This window comes from Streptomyces sp. AV19, from assembly GCF_015999245.1.
Taxonomy (GTDB): Bacteria; Actinomycetota; Actinomycetes; order Streptomycetales; family Streptomycetaceae; genus Streptomyces.
In genome coordinates, this window is the sequence record NZ_JAEAMR010000007.1 from 67,646 (window position 1) to 82,960 (window position 15,315).

The window sequence follows — 15,315 nt, forward strand, 5'->3', positions numbered from 1 at the left end:
GGTGTAGCTCAGTAGTAGAGCGCCCCCTTTCCAAGGGGGAGGCGCAGTGTGCGATCCCTGTCACCCGCTCTCATCGCTTACCGACCACGTCAGTGGATCAGGTAGAGTGGTGCACGCACCGCACGGAAGCGCGGAGCATATGCGGACGTAGCTCAGTTGGTAGAGCGCAACCTTGCCAAGGTTGAGGTCGCGAGTTCGAGCCTCGTCGTCCGCTCAGGGAATCGAAGGCCCCGGTCATCAGACCGGGGCCTTCGACGTTTTCCCCGTGGGGTCGTGGGGTCGTGGGGTCGTGGGGTCGCGGAGTCGCGGAGTCGCGGGCTGGTGGGCTGGTGGGGTCGGGTCACGCATGACGTTTGTCAGCGGAAGTCATGACGGGCCGCACTGCACTCCGCGTCCGGTCGCCGGGACGCTGGAGTCATGGACATCGGGGAGCGTGTGATCGAGGTCTCACAGCTGCGGCGGAGGTACGGCCCGGCCGGCGCGGGCGGCTTCGACGCGGTGCGGGACGTCAGCTTCGACGTACGGCGGGGGGAGTTGTTCGCCCTGCTGGGGACGAACGGTGCGGGCAAGACCTCCACCGTCGAGCTGTTGGAGGGCCTGGCCCCTCCGACGGGCGGCCGGGTCAGGGTCTTCGGCCACGACCCGTACGGCGAACGGGCCGTCGTGCGGCCCCGGATCGGGGTGATGCTCCAGGAGGGCGGCTTCCCGTCCGAGCTGACGGCGGGCGAGACGGCAACGATGTGGGCCGGATGCACCACCGGGGCGCGTCCCGTCGGGGAGGCGCTGGAGCTGGTGGGGCTGGACGGGCGGCGGGACGTCCGCGTCAAGCAGCTCTCCGGCGGCGAGCGGCGCCGGCTCGACCTGGCGCTGGCCCTGCTGGGCCGGCCCGAGGTGCTGTTCCTGGACGAGCCGACCACCGGCCTCGACCCGCAAGCCCGCCGTCTGACGTGGGAGTTGGTGCGGGAGCTGCGCGACGGGGGCACGACCGTGGTGCTCACCACGCACTATCTGGAGGAGGCCGAGGTGCTCGCCGACCGGCTGGTGGTCATGAGCGAGGGCCGGATCGCCGCCGAGGGCACGCCCGAAGAGGTCGTCGCGGCGCAGCCGTCCCGGATCCGCTTCGCCATGCCGCCGGGCTGGTTCGTCGGGGATCTGCCGCCGCTGGCCGAGCTGGGCGTCCTGCGTCACTCCGAACTCCCGAGCCCTGACGGGCAGGTGGAGCTCAGGACGCGGGAGCTGCAGCGCACGCTGACGGGGGTGCTGCTGTGGGCCCGGGACGCGGGCGTGGAGTTGGAGGGGCTGGACGCGCGGACCGCCTCGCTGGAAGAGGCGTTCCTGGCGATAGCGAGCGGGATGGCAGGCGGGACGGCGAGCGGGGAGGCGGGCGCATGACCGGCTTCCGGCGGATGCTGGCCCTCGGCCGCGCCGAGCTGACCTTGCTCGGGCGCAACCGCATGGCGCTGTACATGGCGCTGCTGATGCCCGCGTTGATGGCCTGGGCCATGCGCCGCAGCCTCGGCGGCATCGACGGCCTCGACCTCGCCGAGGCGGGTACGACGGTCAACGAGACGGCCATGACGGCGGGTTTCGGCTTCGTCCTGCTCTTCGTCGTCCACCAGAACCTCGTCAGTGCCTACGTCGCGCGGCGCGAGGAGCTGGTCCTCAAGCGGCTGCGCAGCGGGGAGGCGCGGGATCCGGAGATACTCGCGGGGACGGCGCTGCCCGCCGGGCTGATAGCCGTGGCGCAGTGCGCGCTGCTGGTCGTCGGGGGCGTGGCCTGGCTGGGCATACGGTCCGTGGCCCGGCCCGACCTGCTGGTGGCCGGGCTCGTCCTCGGCATCGTGCTCTGCGCCACGCTGGCCGCCGCGACGTCCGCGTGGGCGCGGACCGTGGAGAGCGCCCAGTTGGTGACGTTGCCGCTGTTCCTCGTCTCGCTGATGGGCTCGGGGATGGTCGTTCCGCCGGAGCTCCTGCCCGGCACGGTGGCCTCGGTGTGCGAACTGCTGCCGCTCAGCCCGGCCGTGGCTCTGCTGCGCGGCGGCTGGTTCGGCGGGATGGGCTCCTACGAGGTGTTGGGGCACATGGCGACGGCCTTGGCCTGGGTAGGGGTGGCCATGTTTGCTGTGCAACGGTGGTTCCGCTGGGAGCCGCGACGCTGAGACGGGGGAGGACATGGGGGTACCGACACGGCTGACGGGCTGGCGGGGGCGGAGCAGGATCGCCCAGGTGGACAGCTATATGCGGTGGACGCTGTATTTGCTGCCGTTCATCTTTCCGCTCACCTCCGCTCCGGCCCTGCTGAGCGAGCCCGGTGGCGGCCGGGGGCTGTCCTGGCTCCTGGTAGGGCTCACCCTCACGCAGTGCGTACTGGGGGTGGGCCTGCTCCGGCGGTCCCTGGAGCACTACCGGCTCGAACGGCCGGCGCCCTGGGGGCGGGTCATCTGCTCAGGGCTGCTGCAGCTGGCCGCCATCGTGGTGGTGGTCCTCCTGGTGCGCACCACCGGGCCGATGCACCTCACCGGGCGGGGCACGACGCTCCTGTCCGGTGGGCTGACGTTCTTCGGGGCGCTGAGTCTGCTGGCCGCGCGGGTGCGGACCTATCTGCTGTGGTGCCTGGTGGGCGGCCCCGTGGCGGGCGTGGCCGTCCTGCCGTTCGGGGGCCGGCCGGCCGGTGCGGTGGTCGTCGTCCTCATGGTCTGGTTCCTCGCGGTGTGGAGCCTGTCCACCGTGCGCACCACCGGGTGGGTGCTCGCGGTGATGTGGGAGGCGGAGTCGGCCCGGGCCATGCAGGCGCGGCTGGCCGTCGCGGAGGAGCGGCTGCGCTTCGCCCGGGATGTGCACGACGTGCTCGGCCGCAACCTCACGGTGATAGCCCTCAAGAGCGAGCTCGCCGGGCAGCTGGCCCGGCGGGGGTCGCCCGACGCGGTGGAGCAGATGGCCGAGGTGCAGCGCATCGCACGGGATTCGCAGCGGGACATGCGCGAGGTGGTGCGCGGCTACCGCGAGGCCGACCTCCCGACGGAACTCGCGGGGGCACGCGCCGTGCTGGGCGCCGCGGGCATCGTCTGCCGCGTCGACGACACCGTGCGCGAGGAGCTGCCGCCCGCGGTGCAGTCGGTGCTGGCGTGGGCGGTCCGGGAGGGGACGACGAACGTGCTGCGGCACGCGGAGGCCGGGCGGTGCGCGGTCCGGCTGCGCGCGGCGGACGGCCGGGTGGAGCTGATCATGGAGAACGACGGGGTGGGCGCCGCGGCTTCGAAACCCGGCAGCGGCGGCTCCGGCCTCGCGGGGCTGCGCGAGCGGGCCACCGCGCTCGGCGGGACGCTGATCGCCGAGCGGCGGGCGAAGGGCACGTTCCGGGTGACGGTGAAGCTGCCGCTCGTGCCGGAATGCACGGGGCCGGAATGTACGGGCGGTACGGAGCCGCGTGCCGCCGAGCCCCCGGCCGTCGCCCTCGCCGCACCCCATGGAGGTACCTCGTGATCACGCTGATGCTCGCCGACGACGAGCACCTCATCCGTGGGGCGCTCGCCGCGCTCCTCGGGCTGGAGGACGACCTCAAGGTCGTCGCCGAGGCCGCCTCGGGGCCGGAGGCGATCGCCATGGCGCGGGCGCACCGGCCCGACGTCGCGGTGCTGGATCTCCAGATGCCGGGCGCAGACGGTGTGACAGTGGCCACAACGCTGCGTGCCGAACTCCCCGGCTGCCGCACCATGATCGTGACCGGGCACGGCCGGCCCGGACACCTCAAGCGCGCCCTGGAGGCGGGGGTGCGGGGGTTCGTCCCGAAGACCGTGTCGGCCCAGCGGCTCGCCGAGATCATCCGGACCGTGCACGACGGAAGCCGTTATGTGGACCCGGAGTTGGCCGCCGACGCGATCAGCGCGGGGGACTCTCCGCTGACCGCCCGCGAAGCCGAGCTGCTGGAACTGGCGGAGGACGGGGCGCCCGTCGCGGAGATCGCGGAGCGGGCCGGGCTGACGGCTGGGACAGTCCGCAACTACCTCTCGTCCGCCGCCGCGAAGCTGGGTGCGGAGAACCGCCATGCGGCGGCGCGCATCGCACGCGCTCAGGGTTGGCTATAGTGGAACCCGCACCGCACGAGAGCGCGGAGCGAAATGCGGACGTAGCTCAGTTGGTAGAGCGCAACCTTGCCAAGGTTGAGGTCGCGAGTTCGAGCCTCGTCGTCCGCTCTGTAGAGCGAAGGCCCCGGTCGTCAGACCGGGGCCTTCGGCGTTTCCGCGCCCTGTTTCCGCCCCTGCCCCTATGCCCTGCCGAAGTGCTGTGGGCCGTCGAAGCGGAGGCGGAAGAGCGCGCCGCCGTCCAGCGGGCGTTCCGCGGTGAGCTCCGCGCCGTGGGCGCGGGCGATCTGCCGGGCCATGGCGAGGCCGAGCCCCGAGCCGGGCAGGGCGCGGGCCTGCCGGGAGCGGTAGAAGCGGTCGAAGACGTACGGCAGGTCCTCCGCGGAGATCCCCGGGCCGTGGTCGCGGACGGTGAGGTCGATGTGACCCGTGGTGCCGGTGAGTCGCACTTCCACGGCGCCGCCGGGCGGGCTGAACTTGGCCGCGTTGTCGAGCAGGTTGGCCAGCAGCCGGGCGAGCCGGGCCGGGACGCCGTCCACCGTGACCTCGTCCGCGTCCACGGTGAACGGGTTGTCCGACCAGTGACCGCGCGCGTCGGCCGCGCAGCGTTCGGTGAGCAGGTCCAGCCGCACGGGCTCGACGAGTTGCTGCGGCTCCTCGTCGCGGGCCAGCTCGATCAGGTCGTTGACCAGGCCCGTGACCTCGCGCAGCTGACGGCCCAGCGCACTCGCGGCGCGGTCCCGCTGGGCGGGGGTGAGGCGTTCCGCCCGGGCCAGGAGCTCGGCGTTGGTGCGCAGCGCGGTGAGCGGGGTGCGCAGTTCGTGGGAGGCGTCCGCGACGAGGCGCCGTTGGGCGGCGACGGCGTCCTCCAGCTCGCCCAGCATGGTGTTGAAGCTGTCCGTGAGACGGGTGATCTCGTCCCCGCGCGCGGCCTCGTGGGGCGGCAGTTCGATGCGGTGGGCCGGGTCGCGGGTGGCGGCGATGCGCTCGGCGGTGGCGGTGAGCCGGGTCACGGGGCGCAGCGCCGTGCGGGAGGAGAAGTAGCCGAGGCCGGCCGCCAGCAGCACGCCGACGCCACCGACCGCGCCGAGGAGCAGGCCGGCCTGTTCGACGCCCTTTTCCACGGTGTCGGAGCGCACGGCGACCTGGAGGGCCCGGCCGCCGCCGAGCGGGGTGGTGTACATCCGCAGCGAGCGGCCGCCGCGGACGATGTCGCTGTAGTGCGGGCCGAGGGTGCCGGCCGCGACGCGGCGCGTGGCGCCGGTGACGGGCAGGACCAGCCCGCCCTGTCCGGGAGCCGCCGGGTCGGCCGGGACGACCTGGGCACAGGCGGGGGCGGCGAGCCAGGCACATTCCGCGTACAGCACGCCGGTGCCGTTCTGGCGGCCCTGTTGGGCGATCGCGCCGGACTGCTGCTTGAGCTGGAGGTCGAGCTGGTTCCTGATCTCGTAGCGGATGACGACGTACGCGGCGGCGAGCGCGCCGAGGGCGACGACGGCCACGGCGGCGGACGTGACGAGGGCGAGGCGGGTGCGCAGGCGGGTCTTCACCCGGGATTTCACGTGGGTCTTCACGTGGGTCTTCACGTGGGTCTTCACGTGGGATTTCACGTGAGTTTTCCTTGCTCCGCCAGGCGGTAGCCGATCCCGTGCACGGTGTGCAGGAGTCGGGGGGCGCCGTCCTGTTCCAGCTTGCGGCGGAGGTAACCGATGTAGACGGAGAGGGAGTTGGACTCCGGTCCGAAGTCGGCTCCCCAGACGTGCTGCTGAATCGTTTCGCGGGGCAGGACCTGGCCGGGGTTCCGCAGGAACAGTTCCAGGAGCGTGAACTCGGTGCGGGTGAAGTCCAGGTGGACGCCGGCACGGGTGCCGGTGCGGGTGACCGGGTCCACGGTGAGGTCGGCGTACGTCAACTGCCGGTCGCCCGCCTGCTGTTCGGCGGGGGCGGCGCGGCGGAGGAGGGCGCGGAGGCGGGCGAGGAGCTCGTCGAGGGCGAAGGGTTTGACGAGGTAGTCGTCGGCTCCGGCGTCCAGGCCGGCGACGCGGTCGGAGACGGCGTCCCGGGCGGTGAGGACGAGCACGGGGGTGCGGTCGCCGAGGTCGCGCAGGCGGCGGCAGACGGAGAGGCCGTCGAGGACGGGCATGGCGAGGTCGAGGACGAGCGCGGCGGGAGGCTCGGCCGCGTGGGCTTCCAGGGCCTGGAGGCCGTCGTTCGCGGTGCGGACGTCGTAGCCCTCGACGGTGAGGGCGTCGGCGACGGCGGCGCGGACGTCGGGGTCGTCGTCCACGACGAGGACGGGGGTGGGGATGGGGATGGGGGCCGGCATGGGTCCCCACTGTAGGTGGATCTTGCCCCGGCCCCGCCCTTTCACCGTTCGCAGGGGCTGCGCCCCTTCGCAACCCACTGCGCGCTGCCGCGCGCCCGGACGCGGGGGCCCCGCCCCCAGCGCCCCCGAAGCGCCCTCCGGGCGCTGTCCTCGAACTCCCCGGAGGAGGCAACCCCCAGACGGGCTGGTTCGCCCGCCCTTCCCGGCTACTGCCAGCGCGTCAGCGTCAGGCGTTCGTACGCCTCCACGTAGCGCGACCGCGTCTGGGCGACCACGTCCTCCGGGAGCGCCGGGGGCGGGGTGTCACCGTGGCGGTCCCAGCCGGACGCCGGGGACGACAGCCAGTCGCGCACGAACTGCTTGTCGAAGGACTGCTGCGGGCGGCCCGGGGCCCACTGGTCGGCCGGCCAGAAGCGGGACGAGTCGGGCGTGAGGACCTCGTCCGCCAGGACCAGCGCGCCGTCGGCCAGGCCGAACTCGAACTTCGTGTCCGCGAGGACGATGCCCCGGCCCCGCGCGATCTCCCGCGCCCGGTCGTAGACCGCGAGCGTCGTCTGCCGCAGCTCCGCCGCCGTCCCGGCGCCGACGCGCCGGGCGACCTCCTCGTACGCCACGTTCTCGTCGTGCTCGCCGACCTCCGCCTTCGTCGCGGGCGTGAAGATCGGGGAGGGCAGCTCGGAGCCGTCGGTGAGGCCCTCGGGGAGGGCGAGGCCGCAGACGGTGCGGGTCTGCTCGTACTCCGCCAGGCCGGAGCCGGTCAGGTAGCCGCGGGCCACGCACTCGACGGGGAGCATGTCCAGGGGGCGGCAGACCAGCGTGCGGCCCGCCCAGTCGGCGGGGGCGCCGGCCGGCAGCTCGGTGGAGAGGACGTGGTTCGGCACCAGGTCGGTGAGCCGCTCGAACCACCACAGGGACAGCTGGGTGAGGATGCGGCCCTTGTCCGGGATCTCCGTGGGCAGGACCCAGTCGTAGGCGGACATGCGGTCGCTGGCGACCATCACCAGGCGGCCGTCCCCGTCCCGGTAGAGGTCGCGGACCTTGCCCGTGTGCAGATGCACGAGGCCGGGCACCTCCACGGGTTCGGGCTTCTCGACGAATCCGGACACGCGTCCTCCTGGTGGTTTGTCCAAACGCTTCGATTCTGCCGCATGCCCGCGGCACGCCCCGCAGAGGGTCAGGCGGGTTTGCAGATGTGGTCGAGGAGGTTGGCCGTGGCCCGCTGGACGCGGGCGTCCGCGTGGCCCGGCCGGTCCAGGGCGGGGGCCCAGGCGGAGGTGCCGGCGGCGAAGACCAGGGCGCCGCTCGGGGCCCGGTACAGCGATGTCTCCTGGTGGCGGCGGACGCCCTTGGCGTCCCGGTACGGCGAGTGGGCGAGGAGGATGCGCTCGGTGTGCGCGGGGAGGGCGGTGCGCGGGTGGTAGCGGTCGGCGGCGCCCGCGACGAGGCCGGGGAGCTCCTCCCCCTCGGCGGCGCCGGTGCCCTCCCACAGCCAGTGGCCGGCGTTGCGGACGACGAGGGGGGCGGGCGCGGGGACGGGACCCGCGTACTGGATGCCCAGCAGCTGTTGCTCGGGGGCGGTGTCGCGCCAGCGCGCGGAGCGGCCGGCGCCGCGGTACTTGCGGCAGGTCAGCAGCCGGTCCGGGCCGGCCGGCGAGGGGGCCGTCGTCACCTGCCAGTGGAGGGTGTCGGCGCCGAGGAAGACCAGGGACGTGCCGGCGTCGCGGGCGGCCTCGGCGGCGCGGCGCAGGGGCGCGGTCCAGTACGGGGCGGGGCCGGGGAAGACCAGGCCGCGGTGGCGGGCCGGGTCCACGCGGCCCGCGTGCAGGTCGGTGGCGTGGGCGTAGCCGAGGTCGTAGCCGTGGCGCTCGGCCCAGCGGATGACGTCGTAGGCGTGCCCGATGTCGGGCGGCAGGCCCGTGCCCGCGTAGGGGCGGTCGGCGCAGACGGTGACCGCCGCGTCCTCCTCGCCGAGCAGCCGACCGTGCTCGTCCCAGGCGCGGTGCAGGCCGGCGCCCGTACGGCCGTCCTCGGGGTAGAGGTTGTGCGCCTGCCAGCCGAGGTCGGGCAGGACGAGCAGCAGGTCGGCGGGGGCCGCGTCGCGGACGGTGAAGGGGACGTGGGAGCGGTCGCCGTCGTCGGTGGCCAGGACGGCGACGTAGGCGCCGGGCGGCCAGTGGGCGGGGACGGGCAGGCGCCAGGAGAGCCACCAGTGGTGGCAGGAGACGGCGCGGTCCGCGACGAGCGGCGGCGGCTGGACGGTACCGGCCAGCCGCGGGCTCCCGGCCACCTTGGCGGCGCCGTGGCCCGCGTAGTGGCCGATGCGGTGGACGGTCACGGTGAAGGGGCGCGGGGGCTCGACGGTGACGCGGAAGTCCACCGTCTCGCCGGGGACGACGGAGGGCTGCGAGGTGAAGCCGCGGATGGGGCGGCGGACGTCGTCGACCGCGTACCAGGGCGCGGCATCGGAGGGCGCGGCGTCGGAAGTCGCGGCGTCGGAGGTACGCAGCCAGGGCAGCGGGGCCGTGCGGAAGGGGTCGGTCGCGGCGTGCGCGAGCGCACCGGACTCCCAGCCGTCCACTCCTGGCTCCCCTCCCCCGGCCGCCGCGCTCAGCCGAGCCGGACGGGCTTCTCCGGACGCACGCCGACCTCGCCGAGCCAGGCGCGCAGCGGCTCGCCGTCCCCGTCCTCGACGAGGCTGAGCACCGTGCGGGCCAGGTCGGCGCGGCGCGCGCCACCGACCAGCAGGGCCGGGCCGTCCAGCCAGTCGAGGCCGGGGACGGCGCCCGCGGTGTCCACGGCGGCGCAGCAGATCATGGCCGTGACGTGGTCGGTGAGCAACTCGCGGTCACTGCGCGGCGGCTGGAGGGGGAACAGCGGGACGAGCCCGTCGAACCGCGGCCCCTCGGCGCCGCGCGCGACGAGCGCGCCCCGGCCGCCGGACGCGCGGGCGTCGGCCGCGCGGTGGCCCGCCTCGCGGGCCAGCTCGGCGCTGAGCCGGGCCCCCAGCCGCTCGCCGGCGCCCGGGCCGGCCGGGCCGGTGAGGCGGTCGAGGACGCGGGCGACCGTGGGCGGGGCGGGGGTGCCGTCCGCGACGGGCACCGCGTCGGCGGGGCAGGCGGTGAGGTCGTCGAGGACGTCCTCCAAGACGCGGTGCAGCCGGGCCGCCTCCAGGCGCCACTTGCGGTCCACGACCTCCTCCGGGTACTGGCTCCAGCTGACCGGGGTCCAGCCGGGGCCGGGCCTGTCCGGGCCGCCGTGGAAGAGGCGGGCGGCCAGCAGGGACGCGGCCTCGTCTATGACGCCGGGCTCTTCCAGCAGGTCGCAGGCGGGCCGTTCGCCCAGGCGGGAGGCGAAGCCCTCCGCGAGCCGGTCGCGGCGGGAGAGCTCGGTGAGCGCGGAGACCACGCCCGCGTCGAGCCGGGACGGCCAGCGGCCCATCCGCCAGGCGGGCAGGGCGACCCGGTTGAGCAGCCGGTCCCAGCCCGCGTAGGCGAGGCCGACCTGCTCCTGGGCGACGATCCGCAGGCCGTAGTCCACGGTCTGGGCGCGCTCGGAGGCGGCCGCGGCGACGCCGCGCTCCATCTCGGCGGCGTGGTCCCGGCAGGAGCGCAGCAGCAGTCGGGCCGTCCACCCGACGAAGGCCAGCAGCGGGCGGCCGGCGGCGACCGCCACGGCCGCGTCCAGGCCGCGGACGAAGCGGCGGGCGGCGGCTATGTCCGGCTGCGCGGACGGGCCGGTGCCGGCGACGACCGGGGCCAGCAGGGCGCGCAGCTCGGCGACGCGCATCCACCACAGGAACGGCGAGCCGATCACCAGCACCGGGGCGGCGGCGCGGCGGCCGTGCCCGGCCGGGCGGACGGGCCGGTGCGCGCGGTGCGCCCGGTCCTCCAGCCAGCTGTCGCAGTCCGGGGTGAGGGCTATGGCCGAGGGCGGCGGGACGTCGAGCCGGTCCGCCAGGTCGCGGACCAGGCGGTAGAGGTCGGGGGCGGTCTCCTCGGGGACCGGGACGGTGGGGCTGAGCGCCGGCCGGGCCCGGACGACCACCGCGGCCACGGCGGCGGCGAGCGCGAGGACGACGAGCGCGGCGGCGGTCACGGCCGGGCGGGCGGCGGCGACGGCGCTCCCGTCGGGGATCCGGCCGGTGAGCGAACCCGCGAGCAGCACCACGGCGACGGCCGCCGGCAGCAGGGCGACGGCCAGCGCGGTGCTGCGGACGCGCAGCACGGCCAGGGCCCGGGTGCGCGCGGCGTGCGCGCCGGCTTCCGTACCTGCCGCACCTGCCGTGCCTGCCGTACTTGTCACGAGACCGATCACCCCCATTGCCTGTCGTGCGCTGTGGGTCCGTTGTTCCGAGGAGCCGCGGCGGCCGGGAGGGGGCCGTCGTCGTCGCCTACCACCCCACTGTGGCACCGGCCTCTGACATCGCAATGCCGGTGGGCCAGTTGCCGGACGCGGCGGTCGGCCTGCGCGGCACCCTAGTTGGGGCTGGGGCGTCCGTCAGCCGATTGGCCTAGCGCTCACTCGATGGAATGGCTTTCCGTCGAGCGGCCGCGCGAGGGTGGGGGAGGGGTTTTCTTTCCCCACCCCGCCCTTTCACCGTTTCTTCCGGGCTCCGCCCGGGGGTGCCACCGCGCTCCGCGCGGCGAGCGGGGCTGCGCCCCCTGCACCCCTGTTCCGGGGGCTCCGCCCCGGACACCGCAAAGCGGCTGCGCCGCTTTGTCCTCAAACTCCCCGGAGGGGGCAACCCCCAGACAGGCTGGATTCGGGGCTCCGCCCCGGGCCCCGTTATCGCGGCTCCGCCGCTCGTCCTCAAACGCCGGACGGGCTGAAGCGCGCCAGCCCGTCCGGCGTTTGAGGACGAGCGGCGGAGCCGCGATAACGGGGCCCGGGGGCCGGAAGAAATCCGGAAGAAACGGTGAATGGGCGGGGTGGGGAAAGAAACCGCCCCCTCAGGACAGCCGCGCCGCGATGTCCGTCCGGTGGTGCGCCCCGTCCAGGTGGATGTGGGACACCGACTCGTACGCCCGGCCCCGCGCCTCCGCGATGTCCGTGCCCGTCGCCGTCACCGACAGGACGCGGCCGCCCGCGCTGACGACGGCGCCCGACTCCGCCCTGGCCGTCCCCGCGTGCAGGACGTACGCGCCCTCCACCGCGTCCGCCTCCGCCAGGCCCTCGATCGCGTCGCCCATGCGCGGCGTGCCGGGGTAGTTGTGCGAGGCGACGACGACCGTCACGGCCGCGCCGTCGGACCAGCGCAGGGGCGGGAAGGACGCCAGCGTGCCGGTGGCCGCCGCGTGCAGCAGGCCGGCCAGGGGGGTCTTCAGCCGGGCCAGGACGACCTGCGTCTCGGGGTCGCCGAAGCGGGCGTTGAACTCGATCACGCGGACACCGCGCGAGGTGATCGCCAGTCCGGCGTAGAGCAGTCCGGAGAACGGCGTGCCACGGCGCCGCAGTTCGTCGACCGTGGGCTGCAGGACGGTCCGCAGGACCTCGTCCACCAGCTTGGGGTCGGCCCACGGCAGCGGCGAGTAGGCGCCCATGCCGCCGGTGTTGGGACCCTCGTCACCGTCGAGGGCGCGCTTGAAGTCCTGGGCGGGCTGGAGGGGGACGACCGTCTCGCCGTCGGTGACGGCGAAGAGCGAGACCTCGGGGCCGTCGAGGAACTCCTCGATGACGACCTTCCCCCATTGCCTGGACGGCATGGGAGGTACCCCCATGCAGTCGAGGGCGTGCGAGCGCGCCGCGGCGAGGTCGTCGGTGACGACGACGCCCTTGCCGGCCGCGAGCCCGTCGTCCTTGACGACGTAGGGCGCGCCGAACGCGTCGAGCGCCGCGTCGACCTCCTCCGGGGTGGCGCAGACGTAGCTGCGGGCGGTGGGGACGTTCGCGGACGCCATCACGGACTTGGCGAACGCCTTGGACCCCTCCAGCCGGGCCGCCTCCGCGGACGGGCCGAAGGCGGGGATGCCGCGCGAGCGCACCGCGTCGGCGACGCCGGCGACCAGCGGGGCCTCCGGGCCGACGACGACGAGGTCCGCGCCCAGGGCAGCGGCCAGATCCGCGACGGCGGCGCCGTCGAGGGCGTCGACGGGGTGCGCCTCGGCGACCTCGGCGATGCCGGCGTTGCCTGGGGCGCAGTGCAGCGCGGTGACGTCGGGGTCGAGGGACAGTGAGCGGCACAGGGCGTGTTCGCGGGCGCCGCCGCCGATGACGAGGACCTTCACGGGGGTCACCCTATTGCCTTCCGGAACGATCAGTGCCGCCTGTCCCGGCTCTCCCACGATGCCCGTCAGACCTCGTCAGAACGTTTCGCCGCACGCGCACCGTCACGTCCACACAGGCCACCCACTCTTTCGGGTGAGGGCGAAAAGCGCCCCTATACCCGATTCCCAGGCACTTACGGGCGGCAAAGACCCGATCCGGCGCACAAGGCCAACCGTTCGGCGGTAGGAAAGGGGCGGTGACAGGGGTACTCGGCGGTGAAGAGGGAGTGCAGGGGTGAGCCAGCCTGAGATGCGGCCCGAGGGACTCCCCAAGGAGCAGGACGGGAAGCACCGGGGAGACCTGCGCGGCCGGACGTTCCCGCTGGGCGACTGGGGTGAGCCGGCCCAGCGGCTGGACGAGCTGTACCGATGGGTGGAGAGCGGCGCGCTGTACCTGGCCGACTGGTATCTGGCGGACCGGGCGTGGAAGCGGCGCTGGGCCCGCATCCTGCGGGTGGCCGCCGCGGTGTTCACGGTCGTCGGCGCCGCGCTGCCGCTGCTGCAGCTGGCCGGGGCGCTGGACTCCGGCTCCACCTGGGCGTTCCTCGCCCTGCTGGGCACGGTGGCCTGCGTCGGCTGCGACCGCTACTTCGGGCTGACGACGGGCTGGATGCGGGCCGTCGCCACCGCGCAGGCGGTCCAACGGCGCCTGGAGGTCCTGCAGTTCGACTGGGCGTCGGAGTGCGTGCGCGAGGTGCTCGGCCCGACGGAGGGCACGGCGAGCGAGGCGGCCGAGCGCTGCCTGACGGTGCTGCGCCGCTTCTCGGAGGACGTCTCCGAGCTCGTCCGGGCCGAAACGGCCGACTGGATGGTGGAGTTCCGGGCCGGCCCGGCGCCGCTGCTGACACAGTCGCTGGTCGCCTGGGGCCCCCGGGGGGAGAACGGCACGGCCGTCGGCCGCTTCCCGATCCCGCCCGGCTCCCGCCCGAACATGCCGCGCCAGCGCCCGCCGGAGTCGCCCCGCTGACCGGCGGCCCCGACGGGCCCCGTCCCGCCTCCCGGGGCCGGCGGACGGAGCCGGTCAGCCGGCGAAGGCGTCCTCGGCCGGCATCAGCCCTCGCCGGAAAAGCGGCCTGCCAGGGCGGCGCTCCCGGCGGGCAGGCCCGGCCCGAGGGTCCCGCACAGCTGAAGACGATCCACAGCTGAAGACGCCCCTCAGCTGAAGACGATCATCGACCCCTGCCCCAGGCTCCGGGTGGCCGCCGCGTGCAGGCCCAGCCACACGTGCCGCTCCCGGGCGAACGGGCTGTCGTCCGCCGGTCCGGGCACGGCCCGCTCGTCCAGCGTCGTGGGCCGGTCCGGAGCGGCCGGCGTCTCGGGCGGGTTGTCCGGATCGATGCCCAGCACCGGGGCCACGGCCCGCAGTTCGCGCAGCAGCCCGTGGCTGGACCCCAAGGGGCCGCCTCCGTCGAGGAGTTCGTCGTTGGTGAGCGGGTGGGCGAAGTCCACCGGGACGTACGCGCCCGCGTGGTCGTAGTGCCAGACCAGGTGCGACTGCTGGGCGGTGGCCTCGAACATCTCCAGCAACTGCTCGTAGTCGCCGCCGAGTTCGTCCACGGGGGTGACGGACAGTCCGCACAGGTTCAGCAGGTGGGCGCGGCGCAGGAAGTGGAGCGCGTCGTAGTCGAAGCCCGCGACGGGGGCCACGTCCCCGGACAGGCCCGGCATGTAGCCGAAGACGGGGACGGGCGGCAGCCCCGCCTCGCCGAGCGCCTTGTCGTAGACGGCGATCTCCTCGGCGAACGGGTTGTCGGGGCTGTGGCACAGCACGTCGACCAGGGGGACAAGCCAGAGGTCACAGGCCACGTGAGCTCACTCTCGTATTCGCCTTCAGTGCGATGGTCGGGCCAGAGTAGTGCCGCTCAGCGGGTTGTCACACAGGGCGGACGGACAGGGACGACCGGATTCCGCCGCGCTCTTCGGGCCGTGGGGCCGTCAGGACGTCACGCCGCGATCCCTCGGGACGTCACGCCGTCAGGGACTTGATGAGCGTCATCGCGTGGGTGTTGTAGCCGGTGACGATGCGCTGCACGGCCACCGCCTCCCGGCGGGCCAGCGCGTCCACCATCTCGGTGTGCCCGCACCACAGCCGTCCGCGCAGATCGGCGACCCGGCGCAGCAGCGGCACCATGAAGACCCAGCACTGCACCCGCACCCGGTCCAGGAAGTCGGAGATGTAGGGGTTGCCGACCAGGGCCGCGAACTCGCGCCAGAAGCGCAGGTCGTAGCCGATGAGGATGTCGAGGTCGCCGGCGGTCGCGGCGCGCGCGGCCTCCTCGGCGCGGCGCCGCACGGAGGCCAGGACGGCCGGGGTGGCGGCGATCATCGCCTGCTCGGTGGCGTGCCGGAACATGCCCTCCAGCATCATCGTGCGAGCCTCGACCATGTCCAGGAAGTCGGCGTACGAGAACTCCCGCACCCGGTAGCCCCGGTGCAGCTCGACGTCGAGGAGCCCCTGCGAGCACAGGTCGAGGAGCGCCTCGCGGACGGGGGTGGCCGAGACGCCGTAGCTCTCGGCGATCTCCTTGACGGTGAACTGCCGCCCAGCAGGGAGCCGGCCCGCGATGACTTCCTCGCGCAGGGCGTCGGCGATCTGTGAGCGCAGCGTCGTGCGCTTGACAGCGTCGCTGCCGGGCATGGTTGT

At 74.3% G+C, this 15,315-nt stretch carries 13 protein-coding genes and 2 tRNA genes; 7 read left to right on the plus strand and 8 right to left on the minus strand.

Features of this window, described 5'->3' with window-relative positions; translation table 11 throughout:
* Positions 1-141 precede the first annotated feature (141 nt).
* The 6 genes from I5Q34_RS09855 to I5Q34_RS09880 all read left to right on the plus strand — a co-directional run bounded on the left by I5Q34_RS09855 (position 142) and on the right by I5Q34_RS09880 (position 4,193).
* Positions 142-214 (plus strand) — tRNA-Gly (locus I5Q34_RS09855).
* Positions 215-417: 203 nt separating this feature from the next.
* Complete coding sequence (locus I5Q34_RS09860) at positions 418-1,392, plus strand: ABC transporter ATP-binding protein (protein ID WP_199891832.1); 975 nt, start codon at positions 418-420, stop codon at positions 1,390-1,392.
* Positions 1,389-2,159, plus strand: coding sequence for an ABC transporter permease (locus I5Q34_RS09865; RefSeq protein WP_199891833.1), 771 nt, complete (start codon positions 1,389-1,391; stop codon positions 2,157-2,159). Before I5Q34_RS09860 ends, I5Q34_RS09865 begins: the two co-directional genes overlap by 4 nt.
* A gap of 13 nt (positions 2,160-2,172) precedes the next feature.
* On the plus strand, positions 2,173-3,483 hold the full coding sequence (locus tag I5Q34_RS09870) for a sensor histidine kinase (RefSeq protein WP_199891834.1): 1,311 nt from the start codon (positions 2,173-2,175) through the stop codon (positions 3,481-3,483).
* An 8-nt stretch (positions 3,484-3,491) separates the two neighbouring features.
* Positions 3,492-4,085 (plus strand): response regulator transcription factor, encoded by a 594-nt coding sequence (locus I5Q34_RS09875; RefSeq protein WP_199892874.1) that lies wholly within the window; start codon positions 3,492-3,494, stop codon positions 4,083-4,085.
* A 35-nt stretch (positions 4,086-4,120) separates the two neighbouring features.
* Positions 4,121-4,193, plus strand: a tRNA-Gly gene (locus I5Q34_RS09880).
* A 71-nt stretch (positions 4,194-4,264) separates the two neighbouring features.
* Here the strand turns inward: I5Q34_RS09880 and I5Q34_RS09885 are convergent.
* The 6 genes from I5Q34_RS09885 to purD form a co-directional block, all read right to left on the minus strand.
* The gene (locus tag I5Q34_RS09885; RefSeq protein ID WP_277965481.1) at positions 4,265-5,644 is read right to left on the minus strand and encodes a HAMP domain-containing sensor histidine kinase; all 1,380 of its coding nucleotides are present in this window, start codon (positions 5,642-5,644) and stop codon (positions 4,265-4,267) included.
* Between the two features lie 44 nt (positions 5,645-5,688).
* Complete coding sequence (locus I5Q34_RS09890) at positions 5,689-6,408, minus strand: response regulator transcription factor (RefSeq protein WP_234428701.1); 720 nt, start codon at positions 6,406-6,408, stop codon at positions 5,689-5,691.
* Positions 6,409-6,614: 206 nt separating this feature from the next.
* Positions 6,615-7,514, minus strand: coding sequence for a phosphoribosylaminoimidazolesuccinocarboxamide synthase (locus tag I5Q34_RS09895; RefSeq protein WP_199891835.1), 900 nt, complete (start codon positions 7,512-7,514; stop codon positions 6,615-6,617).
* Between the two features lie 68 nt (positions 7,515-7,582).
* Positions 7,583-8,986 (minus strand): N,N-dimethylformamidase beta subunit family domain-containing protein, encoded by a 1,404-nt coding sequence (locus tag I5Q34_RS09900; RefSeq protein ID WP_199891836.1) that lies wholly within the window; start codon positions 8,984-8,986, stop codon positions 7,583-7,585.
* A 29-nt stretch (positions 8,987-9,015) separates the two neighbouring features.
* Positions 9,016-10,728 carry a hypothetical protein gene (locus I5Q34_RS09905; protein ID WP_199891837.1) on the minus strand — a complete coding sequence of 571 codons (1,713 nt, stop codon included), beginning with the start codon at positions 10,726-10,728 and terminating at the stop codon, positions 9,016-9,018.
* A gap of 629 nt (positions 10,729-11,357) precedes the next feature.
* A complete protein-coding gene (gene purD, locus I5Q34_RS09910) occupies positions 11,358-12,632 on the minus strand; it encodes a phosphoribosylamine--glycine ligase (RefSeq protein ID WP_199892877.1) in 1,275 nt (424 codons plus the stop codon).
* 274 nt (positions 12,633-12,906) lie between these two features.
* On the opposite strand from purD, the gene I5Q34_RS09915 reads away from it, so the two are divergent.
* Positions 12,907-13,638 carry an SLATT domain-containing protein gene (locus tag I5Q34_RS09915; RefSeq protein WP_199891838.1) on the plus strand — a complete coding sequence of 244 codons (732 nt, stop codon included), beginning with the start codon at positions 12,907-12,909 and terminating at the stop codon, positions 13,636-13,638.
* Positions 13,639-13,826: 188 nt separating this feature from the next.
* On the opposite strand, the gene I5Q34_RS09920 is transcribed toward I5Q34_RS09915, so the two are convergent.
* Entirely contained in the window at positions 13,827-14,477 is a 651-nt protein-coding gene (locus tag I5Q34_RS09920) for a hypothetical protein (RefSeq protein WP_199891839.1), read from the minus strand.
* A gap of 160 nt (positions 14,478-14,637) precedes the next feature.
* Positions 14,638-15,309, minus strand: a complete 672-nt coding sequence (locus I5Q34_RS09925; RefSeq protein ID WP_199891840.1) for a GntR family transcriptional regulator — start codon at positions 15,307-15,309, stop codon at positions 14,638-14,640.
* Positions 15,310-15,315: the final 6 nt, after the last annotated feature.